The sequence below is a fragment of the Haematospirillum sp. 15-248 genome, assembly GCF_012102665.1.
In the GTDB taxonomy this organism is placed as follows: Bacteria; Pseudomonadota; Alphaproteobacteria; order Rhodospirillales; family Rhodospirillaceae; genus Haematospirillum.
The window spans coordinates 60,074-74,714 of the sequence record NZ_JAAVTF010000007.1; the positions used below are offsets into that span (position 1 = coordinate 60,074).

The 14,641-nt window shown below is 59.4% G+C and carries 20 protein-coding genes; all 20 read right to left on the reverse strand.

Annotated elements, in window-relative coordinates:
* Positions 1-12: 12 nt before the first annotated feature.
* Positions 13-303, reverse strand: a complete 291-nt coding sequence (locus HEQ72_RS07470) for a hypothetical protein (protein ID WP_168023007.1) — start codon at positions 301-303, stop codon at positions 13-15.
* Positions 300-1,634 carry a hypothetical protein gene (locus tag HEQ72_RS07475; protein WP_209316211.1) on the reverse strand — a complete coding sequence of 445 codons (1,335 nt, stop codon included), beginning with the start codon at positions 1,632-1,634 and terminating at the stop codon, positions 300-302. Before HEQ72_RS07475 ends, HEQ72_RS07470 begins: the two co-directional genes overlap by 4 nt.
* 3 nt (positions 1,635-1,637) lie before the next feature.
* A complete protein-coding gene (locus tag HEQ72_RS07480) occupies positions 1,638-2,243 on the reverse strand; it encodes a putative phage tail protein (protein WP_168023008.1) in 606 nt (201 codons plus the stop codon).
* Between the two features lies 1 nt (position 2,244).
* Positions 2,245-3,321, reverse strand: a complete 1,077-nt coding sequence (locus tag HEQ72_RS07485) for a baseplate J/gp47 family protein (protein WP_168023009.1) — start codon at positions 3,319-3,321, stop codon at positions 2,245-2,247.
* Positions 3,314-3,748 carry a phage GP46 family protein gene (locus tag HEQ72_RS07490; RefSeq protein ID WP_209316212.1) on the reverse strand — a complete coding sequence of 145 codons (435 nt, stop codon included), beginning with the start codon at positions 3,746-3,748 and terminating at the stop codon, positions 3,314-3,316. Before HEQ72_RS07490 ends, HEQ72_RS07485 begins: the two co-directional genes overlap by 8 nt.
* A 61-nt stretch (positions 3,749-3,809) precedes the next feature.
* Positions 3,810-4,187: a hypothetical protein gene (locus tag HEQ72_RS07495; RefSeq protein WP_168023011.1), complete on the reverse strand. Its 378-nt coding sequence runs from the start codon at positions 4,185-4,187 to the stop codon at positions 3,810-3,812.
* On the reverse strand, positions 4,184-5,098 hold the full coding sequence (locus HEQ72_RS07500; RefSeq protein ID WP_168023012.1) for a hypothetical protein: 915 nt from the start codon (positions 5,096-5,098) through the stop codon (positions 4,184-4,186). Before HEQ72_RS07500 ends, HEQ72_RS07495 begins: the two co-directional genes overlap by 4 nt.
* A gap of 15 nt (positions 5,099-5,113) precedes the next feature.
* Positions 5,114-5,605 (reverse strand): phage baseplate assembly protein V, encoded by a 492-nt coding sequence (locus tag HEQ72_RS07505; RefSeq protein ID WP_168021280.1) that lies wholly within the window; start codon positions 5,603-5,605, stop codon positions 5,114-5,116.
* Positions 5,606-5,617: 12 nt separating this feature from the next.
* The gene (locus HEQ72_RS07510) at positions 5,618-6,700 is read right to left on the reverse strand and encodes a phage baseplate assembly protein (RefSeq protein WP_168021279.1); all 1,083 of its coding nucleotides are present in this window, start codon (positions 6,698-6,700) and stop codon (positions 5,618-5,620) included.
* A 4-nt stretch (positions 6,701-6,704) separates the two neighbouring features.
* Positions 6,705-7,862, reverse strand: a complete 1,158-nt coding sequence (locus HEQ72_RS07515) for a DNA circularization protein (RefSeq protein WP_168023013.1) — start codon at positions 7,860-7,862, stop codon at positions 6,705-6,707.
* A 22-nt stretch (positions 7,863-7,884) separates the two neighbouring features.
* Positions 7,885-8,289: a thermonuclease family protein gene (locus tag HEQ72_RS07520; RefSeq protein WP_168023014.1), complete on the reverse strand. Its 405-nt coding sequence runs from the start codon at positions 8,287-8,289 to the stop codon at positions 7,885-7,887.
* 86 nt (positions 8,290-8,375) lie between these two features.
* Positions 8,376-10,124 carry a tape measure protein gene (locus tag HEQ72_RS07525; protein WP_168023015.1) on the reverse strand — a complete coding sequence of 583 codons (1,749 nt, stop codon included), beginning with the start codon at positions 10,122-10,124 and terminating at the stop codon, positions 8,376-8,378.
* 142 nt (positions 10,125-10,266) lie between these two features.
* Entirely contained in the window at positions 10,267-10,563 is a 297-nt protein-coding gene (locus HEQ72_RS07530) for a phage tail assembly protein (protein ID WP_209316213.1), read from the reverse strand.
* Complete coding sequence (locus HEQ72_RS07535) at positions 10,560-10,910, reverse strand: phage tail tube protein (RefSeq protein ID WP_066133147.1); 351 nt, start codon at positions 10,908-10,910, stop codon at positions 10,560-10,562. Before HEQ72_RS07535 ends, HEQ72_RS07530 begins: the two co-directional genes overlap by 4 nt.
* 32 nt (positions 10,911-10,942) lie before the next feature.
* The gene (locus HEQ72_RS07540) at positions 10,943-12,439 is read right to left on the reverse strand and encodes a phage tail sheath subtilisin-like domain-containing protein (RefSeq protein WP_168023017.1); all 1,497 of its coding nucleotides are present in this window, start codon (positions 12,437-12,439) and stop codon (positions 10,943-10,945) included.
* Entirely contained in the window at positions 12,436-13,047 is a 612-nt protein-coding gene (locus HEQ72_RS07545) for a hypothetical protein (protein WP_168023018.1), read from the reverse strand. The genes HEQ72_RS07540 and HEQ72_RS07545 overlap by 4 nt, the downstream gene beginning before the upstream one ends.
* Positions 13,047-13,502, reverse strand: a complete 456-nt coding sequence (locus HEQ72_RS07550; protein ID WP_168021274.1) for a hypothetical protein — start codon at positions 13,500-13,502, stop codon at positions 13,047-13,049. The genes HEQ72_RS07545 and HEQ72_RS07550 overlap by 1 nt, the downstream gene beginning before the upstream one ends.
* Positions 13,492-13,848, reverse strand: coding sequence for a phage head closure protein (locus tag HEQ72_RS07555; RefSeq protein WP_066133157.1), 357 nt, complete (start codon positions 13,846-13,848; stop codon positions 13,492-13,494). Before HEQ72_RS07555 ends, HEQ72_RS07550 begins: the two co-directional genes overlap by 11 nt.
* Positions 13,845-14,414, reverse strand: a complete 570-nt coding sequence (locus HEQ72_RS07560) for a head-tail connector protein (RefSeq protein WP_168021272.1) — start codon at positions 14,412-14,414, stop codon at positions 13,845-13,847. The genes HEQ72_RS07555 and HEQ72_RS07560 overlap by 4 nt, the downstream gene beginning before the upstream one ends.
* Positions 14,404-14,607 carry a hypothetical protein gene (locus tag HEQ72_RS07565; protein ID WP_168023019.1) on the reverse strand — a complete coding sequence of 68 codons (204 nt, stop codon included), beginning with the start codon at positions 14,605-14,607 and terminating at the stop codon, positions 14,404-14,406. The genes HEQ72_RS07560 and HEQ72_RS07565 overlap by 11 nt, the downstream gene beginning before the upstream one ends.
* Positions 14,608-14,641 lie beyond the last annotated feature (34 nt).

Consider the following 14,641-nt stretch of genomic DNA (forward strand, 5'->3'; position numbering starts at 1 on the left):
CCTCGTGCGTAGCTACTCGGTGCCACCCATATCGGGGCTTGCCTGCATCAGTTCTTCTTTTGTGAAGCCGAAGCGGGTGATGGTTTCCAGCGTTTCGATCTCGACCCATATCGGGTCCAGTTTTGGCCCCTTGTATTCGGGTTTTCCGTAGTCTTCGGGGTACGTCCGGGTGTCGGTCATGGTGGTCATGGTGCCGCGCAGCAGGCGCATGAATTCGGCGTGGGCCGGTGTGCCCTTGATGGCGTCCAGATCGGCACGGGTGTTGATGATGGTCACCGTTAAAAACTCCGTTGGGAAGGTCATGGAAGAATCCGGTGGGCACAGACGCCGCGTGCACTGATGTAATGGTAGGCGCTGAATGCCGGGTGCCCCCAGTTCGAACAGCGTCCACCGGAATAAGACGGATAGCGAACTTCACCGCCCAGGATCACGGCGTTCGACATCTGGTAGGTACTGCCACGGCCACCCGTCGCCTTCCAATCTGTGGAACCATAAGGACCGGCAAAATCACGCCCCCACACCCACATACACCCGGTCGCCTGGACCACGCCCCACCTTGAAGTATACGCGGCATTCAGCACCGTGGATTGCGGTTCAGAACCCGGCGCAGAAGCCTCGGTGGTGCCATAGGCCAGTGCCGAAAATTCGGCGTACGAGGGCAGCTGCTTGCCATGCGCCTGCATCACCTCGGCGGCTTCCCACCAGTTGAGCGAGCTATAGGTTCGGGAGCCATTGCCTCCGAACTGGCCCGGGATTTTCGGCGGACTTGAACCGTCGGCAATGGTGACGCCATACTTGCTGGTGCCGTCCGTATTGTGGTTGACACCCAGCAGATAGATATCCGCCCAGAAGCTGTCCGCGACCAGGGTCATGCCGCGCGGGTCCTTGCTCGCCGGGCGGAACTTCAGATCCCACAGCGCATACGGATTGATCGCCGGGTTGGTGTCGCCACCCGCCTGTGCCGTCGCGTTGCTGCCCGGCGCATAGTGGAAGCCGCCGATCTTGCGCGCGTTGGCTGCCGTATAGCCGACCGGGGCCTTGAAGTTGGCATCGGCGCGCACGGATCCATCGGCGCAGACGTACACCGCGTAGTCGGTGCCTGGGGTCAGGGTCGGCATCACCACCGCCGTATTGGTTGTAAACGAGATGGCCTTGCCGTGCACCTCCACAGCCGTTCCGGCCTTCAGGCTGATCGCGTTGGCAGCGGTCCTGGTGAACACCACGCTGTCCGGATCAGCCTTGATGAAAGCGTTCTGCATCAAGAGATGGCCCGCCAGCGCCGCAGGCGTGACCGCCTTTTCCGCGTCCGTCCCGGCCCTGACCTCATCCGCCGTCGCCAGGCGCACGATGCCGGGTGTGGTGGGGGTGGCGTCTTCAGGATCAACGCGTCTTGCTGCAATCAGAGCCTCAACAGCCTTTCGGACCTGCTCCAGATCACTGTCATCTGTGGAAGGAGACAGGCCCGCATGCCTCACAAGGTGCGTCAACTCTTGCAGGATGACATTGAACACCTGTGCCGGAACCGCAGAACCGGGGGTGTTGGCAGCAGGGTTGACATTGACGAACGGTGTTCCATCCTCGGCCAGAACAGGCCCTGTACTTGTCATGCCGGATACCGGCCCAACACAGCGCATGATTTATATTCCTTCATATGAGAATTTGAGATCAAGATGGGCCAGCGCCATCTTTCGTAACCGACAGACCAGATCCTCTGCCTGTGCGATCTTTCCAAGCGGATCCAGGCACTGGCTGTCTGCACACCGAAACAGGGTCACGCGTGGGCCATGGACCGTAACGCGGATGTAGCGCCTGATGGCATGCCCACCATTCAGGGCGCTTTCGGAGCATGTCGCCTGTCCGCACACAAACGGACGATGTTCGACAAGTGTGGTTTGGTAGCCCAGATCATCAGCCAGACCCTTAAGCCAGGCCAATGTTGCCCCGCCACGCGCCCGCCGCCGTGCGAGCAGGGCCTGCCTGCGTTCCTGCAAGGTCGTTGCCCGCCCATGCGAACATTCATCAGGAAGGCCCCATTCCCGTTCCTGATCCTCCAGCATTGTAAACGCAGTGGATGGATCCGCCTCTTCCACCAGATCCAGCGCCCGGTTGTGCACCGCTGCCAACGCGGGTGCCAAGGCTTTGAGAAGCTGAGGATCTCCTGCTCCTGCAGGGCCCGGGGGCCGCAGTCCACGGGGAGCCTCTTCGCAAAGAAGCCCCTGATAATCTGAATCATTGGCCCGCATGTTATCCCCACAGTATGGTTCCCGGTGTTGCAATCTGTCCTGCTTCCAGGGCCAGGCTTCTTTCCGGTGCGTGCAGCGTGTGCCAGACTTCTCCGGCAGCAGCGCTGATTGCTTCACTCAGACGCGACAGACGCACCGTACCTCCGGGCTTTGCTTCCCTGAAAAAGAAGTCCTGAAGCTCTTGTTCAATGGCATGGCGGGTTTCCGGTTTGTCCGGGCTGATTGCAATCCGCGGATTGACCGGCATCTCCACGGGCTTGAAAACATGAGGGTCCGCCCCCGCAGGCCGGAACTGGTCAATGTGCTTCTGGACCAGACCAACCTCTGCATCGGTCGGGATAAATCCTGCCCGTCCGGATACAATAAAGGTAATGCCGTGGGCGTCTGTTCCAAGGCTGTGCCGGTAGACCCAAACCTTGCTGACCCTTACCCCGGGCGTCTCCATGACCCACTTCCGGTAATCATCGAGATTACCGCCGCACGCTGTCATCCGGTCGTACTGCATGATCCTGTTCCGGTATGCCTCCTGATCCTCACGATCGACGCCGCCAGAAAGCTCTCCGGTGACAGCAACAGGCTGTACCCCGGCGACAGGATTCACCAGGGACAGAAAGGTACCCGGCTCGGCATTGCCATGCTGCCCCGGGGTTGCCGCGCGTATCGGCACCACGACAGAAGCGCCTTCTGCGACCGTGGATTCCGCGACAACATAGTCAATGCCCCCTGCCTTTTGCAGGCGCGTGCCCTCCGGAATGACCGTATGGGGCAGGAAGGGGCTTCCCGGGCTGGCCCTGAACTCTGCAGATCCGGTTGCTTCCCGCGCCGGCTTCCGCATCACGCCACGCCAGGCACCATGCCGTTCCAGCCATTCACCGGTTGCGCTGCAGGGCAGAATCTGGTGTGCCAGATGTTCGACGAAGCCGTAGAGCGTATGCAGGGCTGCGGCCTGGACGCGGGCCTGCACTTCAAGGTCAGAGCGGCGCAAAACCTCATCAAGGGACAGGGATGTCAGAAGGTCGGTGCGAATCTGTGCGACAAGATCCGGCAGCGGGGGGCGCACCCATCCAATATCAGCCATTGATAGCCGTCCATGCGTTATGAAAATCAAGGTCAAGACGGTGCCCGTCATGACGAAATACCGTTACGACCAGACCAAGACCGGACAAGCCGATGCGCCGGGCTGAAACATCAATACGGGATGCGACGCCATCCTTGACCAACCAGGACAGGGATTCGGCGGCGTATTCACGGGCTCGCTCCACAGTCTGGTCTGTCAGGGCCTCGCGACGTAAAAGCCATAACCGGGATCCGAAATGATCATTGGCAATGGTTACATCACCCCACCATCCCATGCGCCCGGATTCATCCGGCAAACGATCGTCCGGTCTGGCCCGCGCCCATGTAAACAGGGAGTTCTCGACAGCCCGATACAGGGAATCCGGTAAGGCCGATGACGGCGCTGTCCGGTCGGAGGCATAAACCGCCTCAAGAGATGCTTTTGACACGACGAAAGCCCCATAAAAAAAACCGCCCGGAAGGCGGCTGTATGTAGGTAGGAAAGAAAGATTATCCTGCGCTGGACAAGGGCGTGTCCGTTTCCGGCGTGCAGATCCAGCGACGAAGCAGCCACCCCTCATAAATCATGACGGGGATGACAAGAAAGCCGACAGCGTGGCTGGCCAGAAGCAGCACCACAAGCTTCCTTGATCCACACTGAGGGAACAAACAAACCGGCAGCCACAACAGCAGGCCCGGCAGCACCAGGGCGGCACCGATAACCGGAGGAACAAGCCAGGGTGCATACACCCAAGGGTCACCGCCATAGAGGGAGGCACTGACCGGCATGTCACCGGCGAGGGGATAATTGGCCAAGAGCGCTGTCGCTGTCAGAACCACGCACGACAGCACCCAGAGACTTCGTCCAAGGAATAAGAAGGCATTCATCTCAGGCCCACCCCATAAAGCCAGGCAGCAAGCTTTCTCCGTTTCCGGGCCGCCTCTGCCGTCATGGGAGAGTAACGGAAATGGCCCTTCTGTTCGTAGAACTGTACCACAAGGACAGGTCCTGCAGCCACAAGATCTCCCAACGTCATTCCGGCACGAATTGGATCACCCATGTACGACAGATCCCGGACCAGAATGCGCGCAATCCCTTCCGTAGCACGCAGCTGGTCAAGGAAAGGGCGGGAAACGGGCGATCCGATCAGGACAAGGTGGTCCACAACACCACCCGCCCGGGCATATTTGACGGCGACCTGCGCAGCAACCAGCGAGCCGTAGGAATAGCCAACCAGGTTGAACTGCGTTCCACGTGTTCCATAGTCATCCAGGCCGAGGGGACGGCCTGTATCCTCGCCATCCCGCAGCAGCGGCACACCGCTGAAAGCATCTCCCAACATGCCGAACAGCGATCCTTCTCCGTCGTCCACGGACCATCGATTGCCATTGCCTGCGGATACGGGGTCAAGACCAGCTTCCCGGAAAGCGGATACCATGTCGCCTATATAGGCTCCGTTCAGTCCTGCACCACCGAAGAAATATGTTCCGCGACGCGGAGCAGCCTTGATGATTGCCCTGTCAGCCTCCGGTCCTTCAAGCGCACTGTACCAGTCCCGCCCACTGACCACATGGCCACAGGTTGCCTTGCAGCCAGCAAAAGCAACAGGAATGCCATCGACGGTGTACCAAGCCTTTCCCTCGGCAAGAACAGGACTGTTGTGTGGAGATTCACCGTGCTCCTCAACCGGGTCTCCCTGCAGGGCGACCGCACGGTCTTCCACACGGTACCAGCCCGTTTCTGCCCCACGACATGCCCCACCCGCAACATCACGTCCGTTAACGGCTATTCCCGACATGGGCTGTTGTTCCTGTCATACTTTACGGGCTGCAGCATAGGTCCCTGTAAGAACCTTGTGTTCACGGCTTTCCTCCAGCAGCTGTCCCGATGCCGTGAGCGCAATGTCGCCATCGGCTTCGAGGACAATTCTTTTACCCCGGATACGGATGGTGCCATCCCGTTCAGCACGGATCTGGGCCAGTCCGTCACCGGGGCAGAAGACCGCAGCTTCCCCCGGCTGCAAGTCAGCCGGTCGACAACGACGGTCTGTGACCACGGCGGCTATGGCATGGGTCCGGTCCCCGTCCGGAAACAGGACAAGGGCCTCCGCACCCGATACCGGATGGGAGGTAAATCCTGCAGGTTCGTAGTGCTGCACCCCATCCTTGACCTCACCATCCAGTATACTGACCTGCAACACCTGAAGCCTTCCTCCGCTCACGGCTGTTACAAGCGCACGCGCAAGGATGTTTTCTATCCGCCGCGCCAGTGGGCGCAGGGCTGTTGATATTGTGCGTTCGATCATCCATGCGCTCTTTCAGAAATTCAGCAGGGTTTCTCCCGGCCTGGTCAGGGCGGAAGGTCCATCCCCGCCCTTTTGTGTGGTTTCGGGTTTCAGTTCCCACGCCCCGGTCGGAGCCACGGTCAGATGGCAGAGACAGCCTGTATCCCCCAGAGAGTAGGTGACCTCACCGATCAGCATCTCTCCGTCCAGTCCGATAACAGGATCCTGTACCATGACAACAGCGTTGGGTACCCAGAGGTTGCCGTCCGCTTGTCGCCACCCCTGCACGGTATAGCGCGTTTTCACGCTTTGTCCGGCGCGGGAAGCAGCTTCCCAGCGCGCTTCAAGCCGCGCCGAGTTCCTGTCGGCATCTCCGGATTGCTTCCGGAACAGCACGCGCCGTCGCCTGACAGCAGCGTCATGGGCCTCGGCACGCACAGACAGGGCATCATGCACCGAACTGTCATCGCCTATGCCTTGTCCTTTCACCAGGTAAAGGCTGTAACGATCTTTCCAGTTCAGCGGGGCATCTGCAGACAGAATGTTTTGACCAAGGATCAGCGGCGTGATTGCCCGCATCCGTCCTGTTCCGGTCAGAACCAGACGCCCGTTTGCATCATCCGTGGACAGGAGCGCCCGCATGCCGATCAGGCGGTCCACGCTTTCGAAAACAGTTTCTCCCTGATCAATCTGGTATGTCTCCACGATCGGGCCGGTATTGACTTCGGTACAGACGTGCACGCCATAAGGCGCGGCCAGGTCGGTCACAATGTCCTCGACCCGGCGTGCATTCCACTGTCCCGGCTCGTTGATGGCGGCGCAATCAACAAGGTCTGCCGTTGCCGACCGTCCGCTGACACCAACAGATATCTGACCGGCGTCGTAACGTATGGGGGTCGCGTCAACGTATCCTGTGAGGACAAGATCGCGCCCCAGCAGAATCTGGCAGGAGTCACCCGGGCGGATCATGTCGCGGATAGCGGCACGGTCTGGCCAGCGGAAGGTTATGTCCAGCTCGAAATCACGCGCCTGCCGGTCCAGACCCGCTGTTACAGAGACACGCTTCCATCCTCCGAATTCCCGGCCATTGACTTTCAGGAGTACACTGTCTTCCACTGACCTATCCTGTAACCAGAAGAGAAGACCCGGGAACAAAGCCGGGATGGGCAATGTTGTTCCGGGTGATGATATCGGCCTCCTGCGCAATGTCCTCGTACCGGTCATAGGCCAGAACCAGTGCGGGCACGGGACCCGGCACCGTTATGCGCTCCAGTCTTGGTAGAGGTTTCACACGCTGACCAATATCCTGCGCTGTCGCCAGACGGGCCGCACCAAGCGCGGCGAAGACATTGCCATGCCCGGTGATGTCCTCTTCCGCGCGATAGGCCCTGACCAGGGTATCCCGGGCAGCAAGGGCATCATCGCGGACAGACCACTGTGACAGTGCGGCACTGCGGCTGGCTTGTGCCAATGCGGATCTCCGGATTAGGGAAGCAACAGCAGCACGGTTTTGCCCTTCCTGTTTCCGTAACCGGGTTGTCCCCGGCTCTGCCTGCGGGGCAGGACGAAAGGCTGCAACAGCGGTCAAAGGCTGTACTCTCTTTTTGTCGCTACCAAGCGAACGGAAAATGCCCTGTATGGCTGCCACCAGTTTGCGTGGATCGCCGGTCAGGATTCCAAGTTTTGACTGAAGCAACACGAGTGGCTCCGCATTGCGCATGAAGAGCGCGTCTTCCAGGGTGGAAAGGCCATGCATCAGATCCGCCACAGCCGCGTCACCAATAAAATCGGGAAAGCCGGATATTCCGAATTTCTTCAGAAAATCGAGCCCGGCAATCCGGTCCAGGGCCTCGGCACGCTTCAAGGCCTCGGCCACCGTATCGATGCGCGCGGCAGGAAAGGCGGCCTCACCGGCTTCGACAAAGCATAACCGAACCCTGCAAAGCCCACCCTCTTCCCGTGAATGACTGAAAGAGCATGTTCCGTCCACCGCAACAGAAAGGCTCCCGTACTGCGGGTGAACCAGCGTACCTGTTGCACCGGACTCAACAGCCTGCAAAAGCGCATCACGGCGCGCCATGTAATCGGGGCCAACAAGAAAGGCCGTGACTGCAATCTTGCGGGTTGCCCGCCCGAGGTCTTCTACAAAGGGTGTATCGCGCTGCGGGTATTCATGAACCTGTATCCGCCGCCCTGCTTCAAGGTCATCACCATCCACAAAAAACGGCACGCCCCTGAAGGATGCCGGTTGCAGTTTCTGTCTCCATCCGGCCACCATCAGCCTTCGCTCCGCTTGTGATTTAATTCTGTCCGTCACACCACCCCTGACGCTTTCCGCCCGCATAGGCCCGCCCGTGTCCGGCCCGGATCAGGGCCACGTGAACGGGTTTCCCATCAACAAGGACAAAGGCTGCCGTGCGCCCGTACTTGTCCCTGGATGGCTTCTGCAACGTAATCGTCCCTTTTGACAGAAGCCTTTCTGTTGCAGCTTTTGCCCGGCGGGCCGCCTGCTTCTCGGCGGCGCACCGGCCCTTGAGTTCAGGCGTATCGATACCTTTGAAACGCACGGTCTTCTCGCCATCGCGCGTCTGCATGACAGCGGTATCCCCGTCAATGACACGCTTCAGTGTGGCCGGAATATCCGCCGCAGACAGCGGGAAAGGGAAGAGCAGAAACGACACAAGAAAAACAACATATAGGCGCATGACAGCAATCCTTCCTGAAAGGGTTGCTGTCTTTATAGGTTTGTATTTCCGTTAATGCTCTTCTTGCGTGCTTTTTTGCTGCACTGCTAGACAATGGCTCCCCGCCGGTATCCCACATCCGGGTTGATCAACAGTCCCGACCGGTCTGCTATGCCTTCGGAGACACGCATTCCCGGAGGCGCATTGTCAAAGCTGACCCGGATTTCTCCGTTGACCTGGTTGCGGCTTGCCGCTGCATCAAGCACGGATGTGCCTGTTGACGTGTCATGATGGCTTTGCTGCATGGCCCTGAATTCTGCCGACTCTGTCAGGGCTGCCTCGATTTCGGTTCTTCCCCCGATATCAAGCAAGGATCCCATTTTCTCGAACACCCACTGGAATGGCGCAAAAATGGAGTTCAGGAGACCGGCCAGCCCCCTACCAAGAGCCGCCACGCCCTCAAACATGGCAGCGAGATCATTGCTGAACACGCCGGACAGGAAGTCCCGGAATCCCGTGACAACCATTTTCATGCTGTCCCATATTCCGAGGAACCAGGAGCAGACGGCATCCCAGTTGTCGTAGAGCAGCCATGCCGCAGAAACAACGGCAACAATACCGGCCAGAACAACACCGATCGGGTTGGCCCACATCGCAACGTTCAGGGCTCCCATAGCGGTGGCAATGCCGTTGATGGCCACGGCAAAGGCCGAAGCCATTTTTACAAACGCCAGCCTGGCGACAAAGGCGGTCACCCTTGCGATGGCAACAGACAAGACGGCTGTCAACCGGACAACAGCGCCCGCAAGTTGCAACACCGAGACGATAACGTGTGCATTCATAATCAGGGCCAGCCCGATCAATGCATTTCCCCACCCTCCCACGGCATCGACACAGCGCTGTATGCTGGATCCGAAACGCTGCATGCCCTCCCACACACGCTGCCAGTTCACGGTCATAAGAGTGTTCTTCAGGCCACGAATCGATGATGTCAGGACGTCTGATATCTGTCGCGCCACAGCCTTCAGGGACCCGTCACTCTCCCATTGGCCGAACAAGCCCAGCAGAGCCTTCAGCTCTCCCTTTGCGGCCTCGAAGAAACCGGCATCGCCAATCATTTTCTGGAAGCTGGTGAAGCTGTCCATCAGGTTCGACCACAGGCCGTCCCATGTGCTGGAAAGATTGTCCATCGCCCCCTGGAATTTAGTGTTCCAGATCCCAACAATGGCTCTCTGGATACTCTCTGCATTTGCTTCGGCGACCGTTACCATGTCCTCGCCGTTCCGCCTCCAGCGATACACCATCTTGTTGCCGGCTTTTTCGCCCTTGATTCCCAGCTTGTCCAGTCGCTCGCTTTTTCCCCGTACAGCATCGATCACAGCCTCAACAGCCTGCTCCATGCTCTTTCCCATGGCTGCGGCAGCATCACCGGCACTACGGAGAGTGCCGTCCGCAGGGTTCAGTCCTGCCGCCCGCAGCTGGACAAAGGCTTCGTTGACCTCCGCCAGCTGGTAGGGTGTCTTTCGCGTAAAATCCTCGACCCACTTCATGCTGGCCCCGGCTTTTTCCGCCGACCCCTCCACCGTTTTCAGGACGCTCCGGAATCGTTCAAATTCGGCACTGGTCTTGATGATGGATGCGGTTCCAAAAGCCCCGGCCCCGAACCCGGCCACCCCCGCAAGACCGGACATGGGACCAAGGGCCATGCTCAGGTCTCTTCCCAGATTGCCGCTTGCACGGGATACGGCCTGCATGGTTTTTACCGGCAGCTGAAGTGCCCTGTTGATGGACTTCATGGGGCCGGTCACCCGGTCAACGGCAGAAATAACTGCCTTGAGACTGAAACTCTGGGACATGATCCCTATCCTTTTGTCGCGTACTTTTTCTGTTCTTTGGCAATGCGCACGGTCTGGCATTCCCACAGGTCAAGGTGGGACAGGGGGATGGGCCTGATCACACCCCACCCCCATACCCATGCCAGATCGAACAAGCGCTCGATCAATCCGGAGTTATCGGTTCCGCCCCCGTGCCCCCGAAAAAATGCATGATGACCTGGAATGCAGCCATGAAATCAGCGGGAGCAAGGCTGCGAACAGATGAAGGCGGGATGTCGGCCAACCGGGCAATGTATTTGGCAATCGCCCCGGCCTGCGGCGTGGCTCCGCCATCACCGATACTCAGGGGATAGCCGCAGATTATAATGTCATCCGCCACAGGTTCGCGAAGCGTCAGGACACGGACCTCCTCGCCATGCGCATGAACCGGTTTGGTCAGCGTAATACTTGATGCTGTCACAGCCATTCTCCCCGTGTGCCTTCGAACTTCATCTTGATGGTGCCTTTGCCACCCTCAACGGGTGCCCGATCCGCCAGGTAGGCTCCGGACAGGCTTGCCGTCAGGCCTGACTTCAATTCAACGGTGATGGTTCCGTTGTCCATGCGCAGGATTTTTTGCATGGGGAAACTGCGTGGTACGACAAATTCGCCCTCGATGGAGGGAATGCAGTCGCTCTCGGTATAGTACCCGGCAACAACGCCTTTCTTTTCTGTTGCCTGGATATCGATGGTGACATCGTCCGACGCCAGTTCCAGCTGCACGCCGTCAACCTTGAAATAGCATGTGCCGCCAATAGGCTTGGCCATGGATTGTTCCTTTCTGTGTGTCAGTAAGCGGTTCAGGCCGCATCCGGGTACTGCAGCCGGAACTGGGCCAGGACTGCAAAGATACGGAGCTGGTTGACCAGATCCGGTGGGTACAGCACGTTGACACGGTTTGGATTTGTGCTGTCCCGTTCAACAATCAGGGCCGCCTTGAACGCCTCGGCATTCTCGACTTTTCCGTCTAATTCCAGCTCCCGGTACGCCGCGATCAGCTCGGCACGCAGGATACCCGGCGTAACCATGGCTTTTCCGGTCCCGAAGCGGGTTCCGTCATTGGCCAGGGCGTGCCGTGGGTATTTCTGCGTAATGCGCTGTCTCAGGTAACGCAGGACATAGGCCAGAAGAAACAGGGTCTCCGCGTCCAGATAGGATGGATCAGGCTGCCCCCAGGCATTCTTCTGGTACGTCGTGACAGAGCGCTCAATCCTGACGGCCCCGCCTGATACCATGCTGGTTGCAATGCCTGCGTACAACAGCGACTGTTTTTCTGTCAGCGTGAAACGCTTCCCGGCTTGTGGGGGAAGAATCCCGCATAATTCCCCTGTTTGTGTGGGACGCTCGGGTTCATTGTTCAGGAAAACGGAAGAACGGGCAGCCCAGGCCGCAGCATACTCCCACGCGGGCGAGGGGAGATCAGCCTCAAATCCCGCTATGGTGCAATGCTGGTCGTTGCGCGTTCTCCCGAAAGTGGCCAGCGCCTCGGCACTGCCCCGGCGTGCCGCCCAGACATGCCCGTAGATTTGTCGTGACCATGACCAGCGACCCGTCGTGTCTCCCATTTCTGCTGCAAGGGCATCCAGTGTTGCTGCATCACTGTACGGACAGACGACATGGTCATACTCCTCATCACCCATTGCCGCCGTGGCAACCGCTATATCCGGGCTGCCCGCACCGCCTGCCATGGGCACAACGGTTACGGAAAGGCCCGGCACATCACTCTCTCCACCCAGAGCGCCCCTGTAGTTGGGAATCAGGGTAATGTCGTTGCCGGTTTCCCCTTTCCACCGGCATGTCAGCGTGATTTTCCCGCCGTCTGCCGCCGCTGTCACCGGAAGGTCGGAAGACCGGGTAATGACACCCGCAAGCATCCGCGCCGCAGCAGCAGCTGTATCACCCACTGCGACTGCACCCTGCACACGCTGTCCGGCAATATAAAGTGTGATGATACCTGCGGCAGAAGCTGTTCCGGTGATCCTGACCGTACCTGTTGCCGCGACAGACGCCGCCGCATCGTCCAGCGCAATGCACCAGACCTCACCAAAGGCATCCCCGGCCCGGTACACCGCGTGCATGCGGGCCAGCATGGATCCGGCCCCGAACAGAACCCTGGCTTGGTCTGTCCGCGCGACCTGCTGCGGTACACCGGCCCGTGCGGTCCCGCCGGAAACCATCTGGCCGATCAGCAGGGTGCGGTTCTGGCGCTCGAAGTAACTGGCCTGGCTGTTGTCAACCTCGGCATAAAACAGCGGTACCCGTACATTGACGGGCAATGTATTGAAGCTCACACTCATTTTTGGTTCTCCCGTGCATCCTGCGCGGATGCATCAAAGTGCAGATGTAACCATCTCTCCGGATATCCATCCGGTTTCCCCCACGGTTCTGTTTCCGGATCATTCGCCGTGGCATCCAGGCCAATCCGGACCGTTTCCAGTAATGGCCGGTCCCGATGGGTCACAGCCAGCCACGTTTCATCTTCTGTAATCTGGTAGGCTGCGCTGAACGTGAACTGCCACCACAACCGGGCGCGATCGACCGACAGCAGCTCGCCGCCTTCATAAACAATTGGCCCGTAGCCGGGCGGCTCCCAGCCCAGCAGCGCACGAAACAAATCGTCCCGCACTGATTCAACGGCCACAGCCGCTCCCTGTCCGCGACGATCCGCCGCAGGAAGAACGACAACCACAGCAAAATGCGCCTGAACCGGTTGCCGATATCCCGTGCAGGTTACGGCTGTTGCAGGCTTTTCCTCTCGTGGCAGCACGTAGGCCGCTGGAACCGGAAGACTGGCATCCTCCGCGACTCTGGCGAATTCAGCAGCCCCGGCGATACGTGCGGAACCCGAAGCCCCCGAGAACGTGTGGCATCGCTCCCGCAATGCCTGGATAATGGCGTCCAGCATCAGCGAGAGCCTCCCCGACGTGGCACAATCGCTTGCACAAGAACGACAGAGAGACGCTCCTGGACCATGTTCCGGTGCCGTTGCATGACATCCGCCATATAATTGTTGCGCGGCAGAAGACGCCCGCCAGGCTTTCGCTCCGCCCCATAAAGGAGGAAGGCCGGATAGTAGGCTTTCTTTCGCATCAGCTCCTCGTTGCGGAACGGGGCCACAGCCACCAGGAAACCCTGACGCCCGACCTTGGAACGGATAGAGCGGAAAAGGGCCCCTGTTTGCCGTCCGGGGTTTGTCCCGGGGGACGATGGCTTGCGTGTCCGGACGAGTTTCCGCGCATCCCTGGCCACCATGGATCCAAGCTTGCGCAGCTCACGGCGGATTGGGTTCCGGTCAAAATCAAGACGCGAAAACCCCGATAACCTGGTATTGATTTCCATGGCGCTTTGTTCACGGGCCATGACCTGCCTCCTGTACAAAAGGTCCTTCTTCCTCGACGTCCAGCACCGAGAACCGTCGCCATCCATTCAGGTCGGTTATCCGGCGGATCCGGAAGCAACGTCCGCGATGACGGATGACATGCTCTGCCGTAATCCCTTCCCGCCAGCGCATGGTGATACGGTGGGTTATGGTCTGCCCGATCTGCTGGCTTCCCAGATAAACCGCTCCCCCGACCGGCTCCACCCTGGCCCAGATCTCGGCCTCTGTCCGATACAGCGCCAGCAGGCCGGTTTCCTGGTCGGGACAATCTTGCCAGGACAGCAGGGCGATCCTCTGGTTCAGGTCTCCAATGTCCGGGGCTTTCACGGCACCGTCCGTATACGGCAGGGATCCAGAAGGTATCGGACGGTCGGCGGAAGAATATGTCTTGAACCGCTTTCGCTCGCAGTACCACGGTTCTCGAACCAGTTTGCCACCAGCAGCAACATGGCATGCCGCAAGGCAGGATCGACATCACGCCGGTCGCTGTAGCCCGCCGTAAAGTCAACCAGAACAGCATCCGGGCGTCCGGACGCTGTTTGTGGCCAGCAGTGGCCCGGCGCGGGCATGATCATCGATGGACAGCCTTGCCCGACCTGCCAGCATTCCGGGGGAAGAACCCTCTGCCTGCCTCCGGAATCGATACAGCTCAGGGCATCCACACTCTGCAGGGGTGGGCAGGGAAGCTCGATCCGTGGAGGGAAGCTGTCGAGCAGAAGACGCCACTTCCGGGCAGACAAGGCCCGTCCGCAGTATTGTTCGACCTGCCGTCGCGCCACGGACAGCAAGGATGCGATATAATCGTCCTCGGCGGTATGATCCACACGCAGATGTATCTTGGCATCCGACAGGGATACCGGCTCTGTTTCCGGTGCCTGTATCTCAATCAGCATGACGGCTCCCCCTGCGTGTGCGGGGCTTTGCCTCGACGGGCTCTGCCCCTGTGTCCACAGGCAGTTCCTCCAGGGCCCCCAGCTGGACAAGATGAAAGGCATCGGCAGCAGACATGGAACGGGACTCTCCTTCGCGGTAGAAGCGGTCACCATCCATGGCCCGCAGAACCCGGTAGTGTTTTGTTGTGCTCATCGGTTCCCCAATGAAAAAGGCCGGGCTGTCGAAC

Coding starts and splice junctions, on each gene's coding strand:
- HEQ72_RS07480 (WP_168023008.1), bottom strand. CDS start 2,243: ATGCGGGCCAATGATTCAGATTATCAGGGGCTTCTTTGCGAAGAGGCT.
- HEQ72_RS07525 (WP_168023015.1), bottom strand. CDS start 10,124: ATGTCCCAGAGTTTCAGTCTCAAGGCAGTTATTTCTGCCGTTGACCGG.
- HEQ72_RS07505 (WP_168021280.1), bottom strand. CDS start 5,605: ATGATCGAACGCACAATATCAACAGCCCTGCGCCCACTGGCGCGGCGG.
- HEQ72_RS07565 (WP_168023019.1), bottom strand. CDS start 14,607: ATGAGCACAACAAAACACTACCGGGTTCTGCGGGCCATGGATGGTGAC.
- HEQ72_RS07560 (WP_168021272.1), bottom strand. CDS start 14,414: ATGCTGATTGAGATACAGGCACCGGAAACAGAGCCGGTATCCCTGTCG.
- HEQ72_RS07495 (WP_168023011.1), bottom strand. CDS start 4,187: ATGAATGCCTTCTTATTCCTTGGACGAAGTCTCTGGGTGCTGTCGTGC.
- HEQ72_RS07545 (WP_168023018.1), bottom strand. CDS start 13,047: ATGCTGGACGCCATTATCCAGGCATTGCGGGAGCGATGCCACACGTTC.
- HEQ72_RS07535 (WP_066133147.1), bottom strand. CDS start 10,910: ATGGCCAAGCCTATTGGCGGCACATGCTATTTCAAGGTTGACGGCGTG.
- HEQ72_RS07485 (WP_168023009.1), bottom strand. CDS start 3,321: ATGGCTGATATTGGATGGGTGCGCCCCCCGCTGCCGGATCTTGTCGCA.
- HEQ72_RS07550 (WP_168021274.1), bottom strand. CDS start 13,502: ATGGCCCGTGAACAAAGCGCCATGGAAATCAATACCAGGTTATCGGGG.
- HEQ72_RS07515 (WP_168023013.1), bottom strand. CDS start 7,862: ATGGTGGCCGGATGGAGACAGAAACTGCAACCGGCATCCTTCAGGGGC.
- HEQ72_RS07520 (WP_168023014.1), bottom strand. CDS start 8,289: ATGCGCCTATATGTTGTTTTTCTTGTGTCGTTTCTGCTCTTCCCTTTC.
- HEQ72_RS07475 (WP_209316211.1), bottom strand. CDS start 1,634: ATGCGCTGTGTTGGGCCGGTATCCGGCATGACAAGTACAGGGCCTGTT.
- HEQ72_RS07500 (WP_168023012.1), bottom strand. CDS start 5,098: ATGTCGGGAATAGCCGTTAACGGACGTGATGTTGCGGGTGGGGCATGT.
- HEQ72_RS07540 (WP_168023017.1), bottom strand. CDS start 12,439: ATGAGTGTGAGCTTCAATACATTGCCCGTCAATGTACGGGTACCGCTG.
- HEQ72_RS07470 (WP_168023007.1), bottom strand. CDS start 303: ATGACCTTCCCAACGGAGTTTTTAACGGTGACCATCATCAACACCCGT.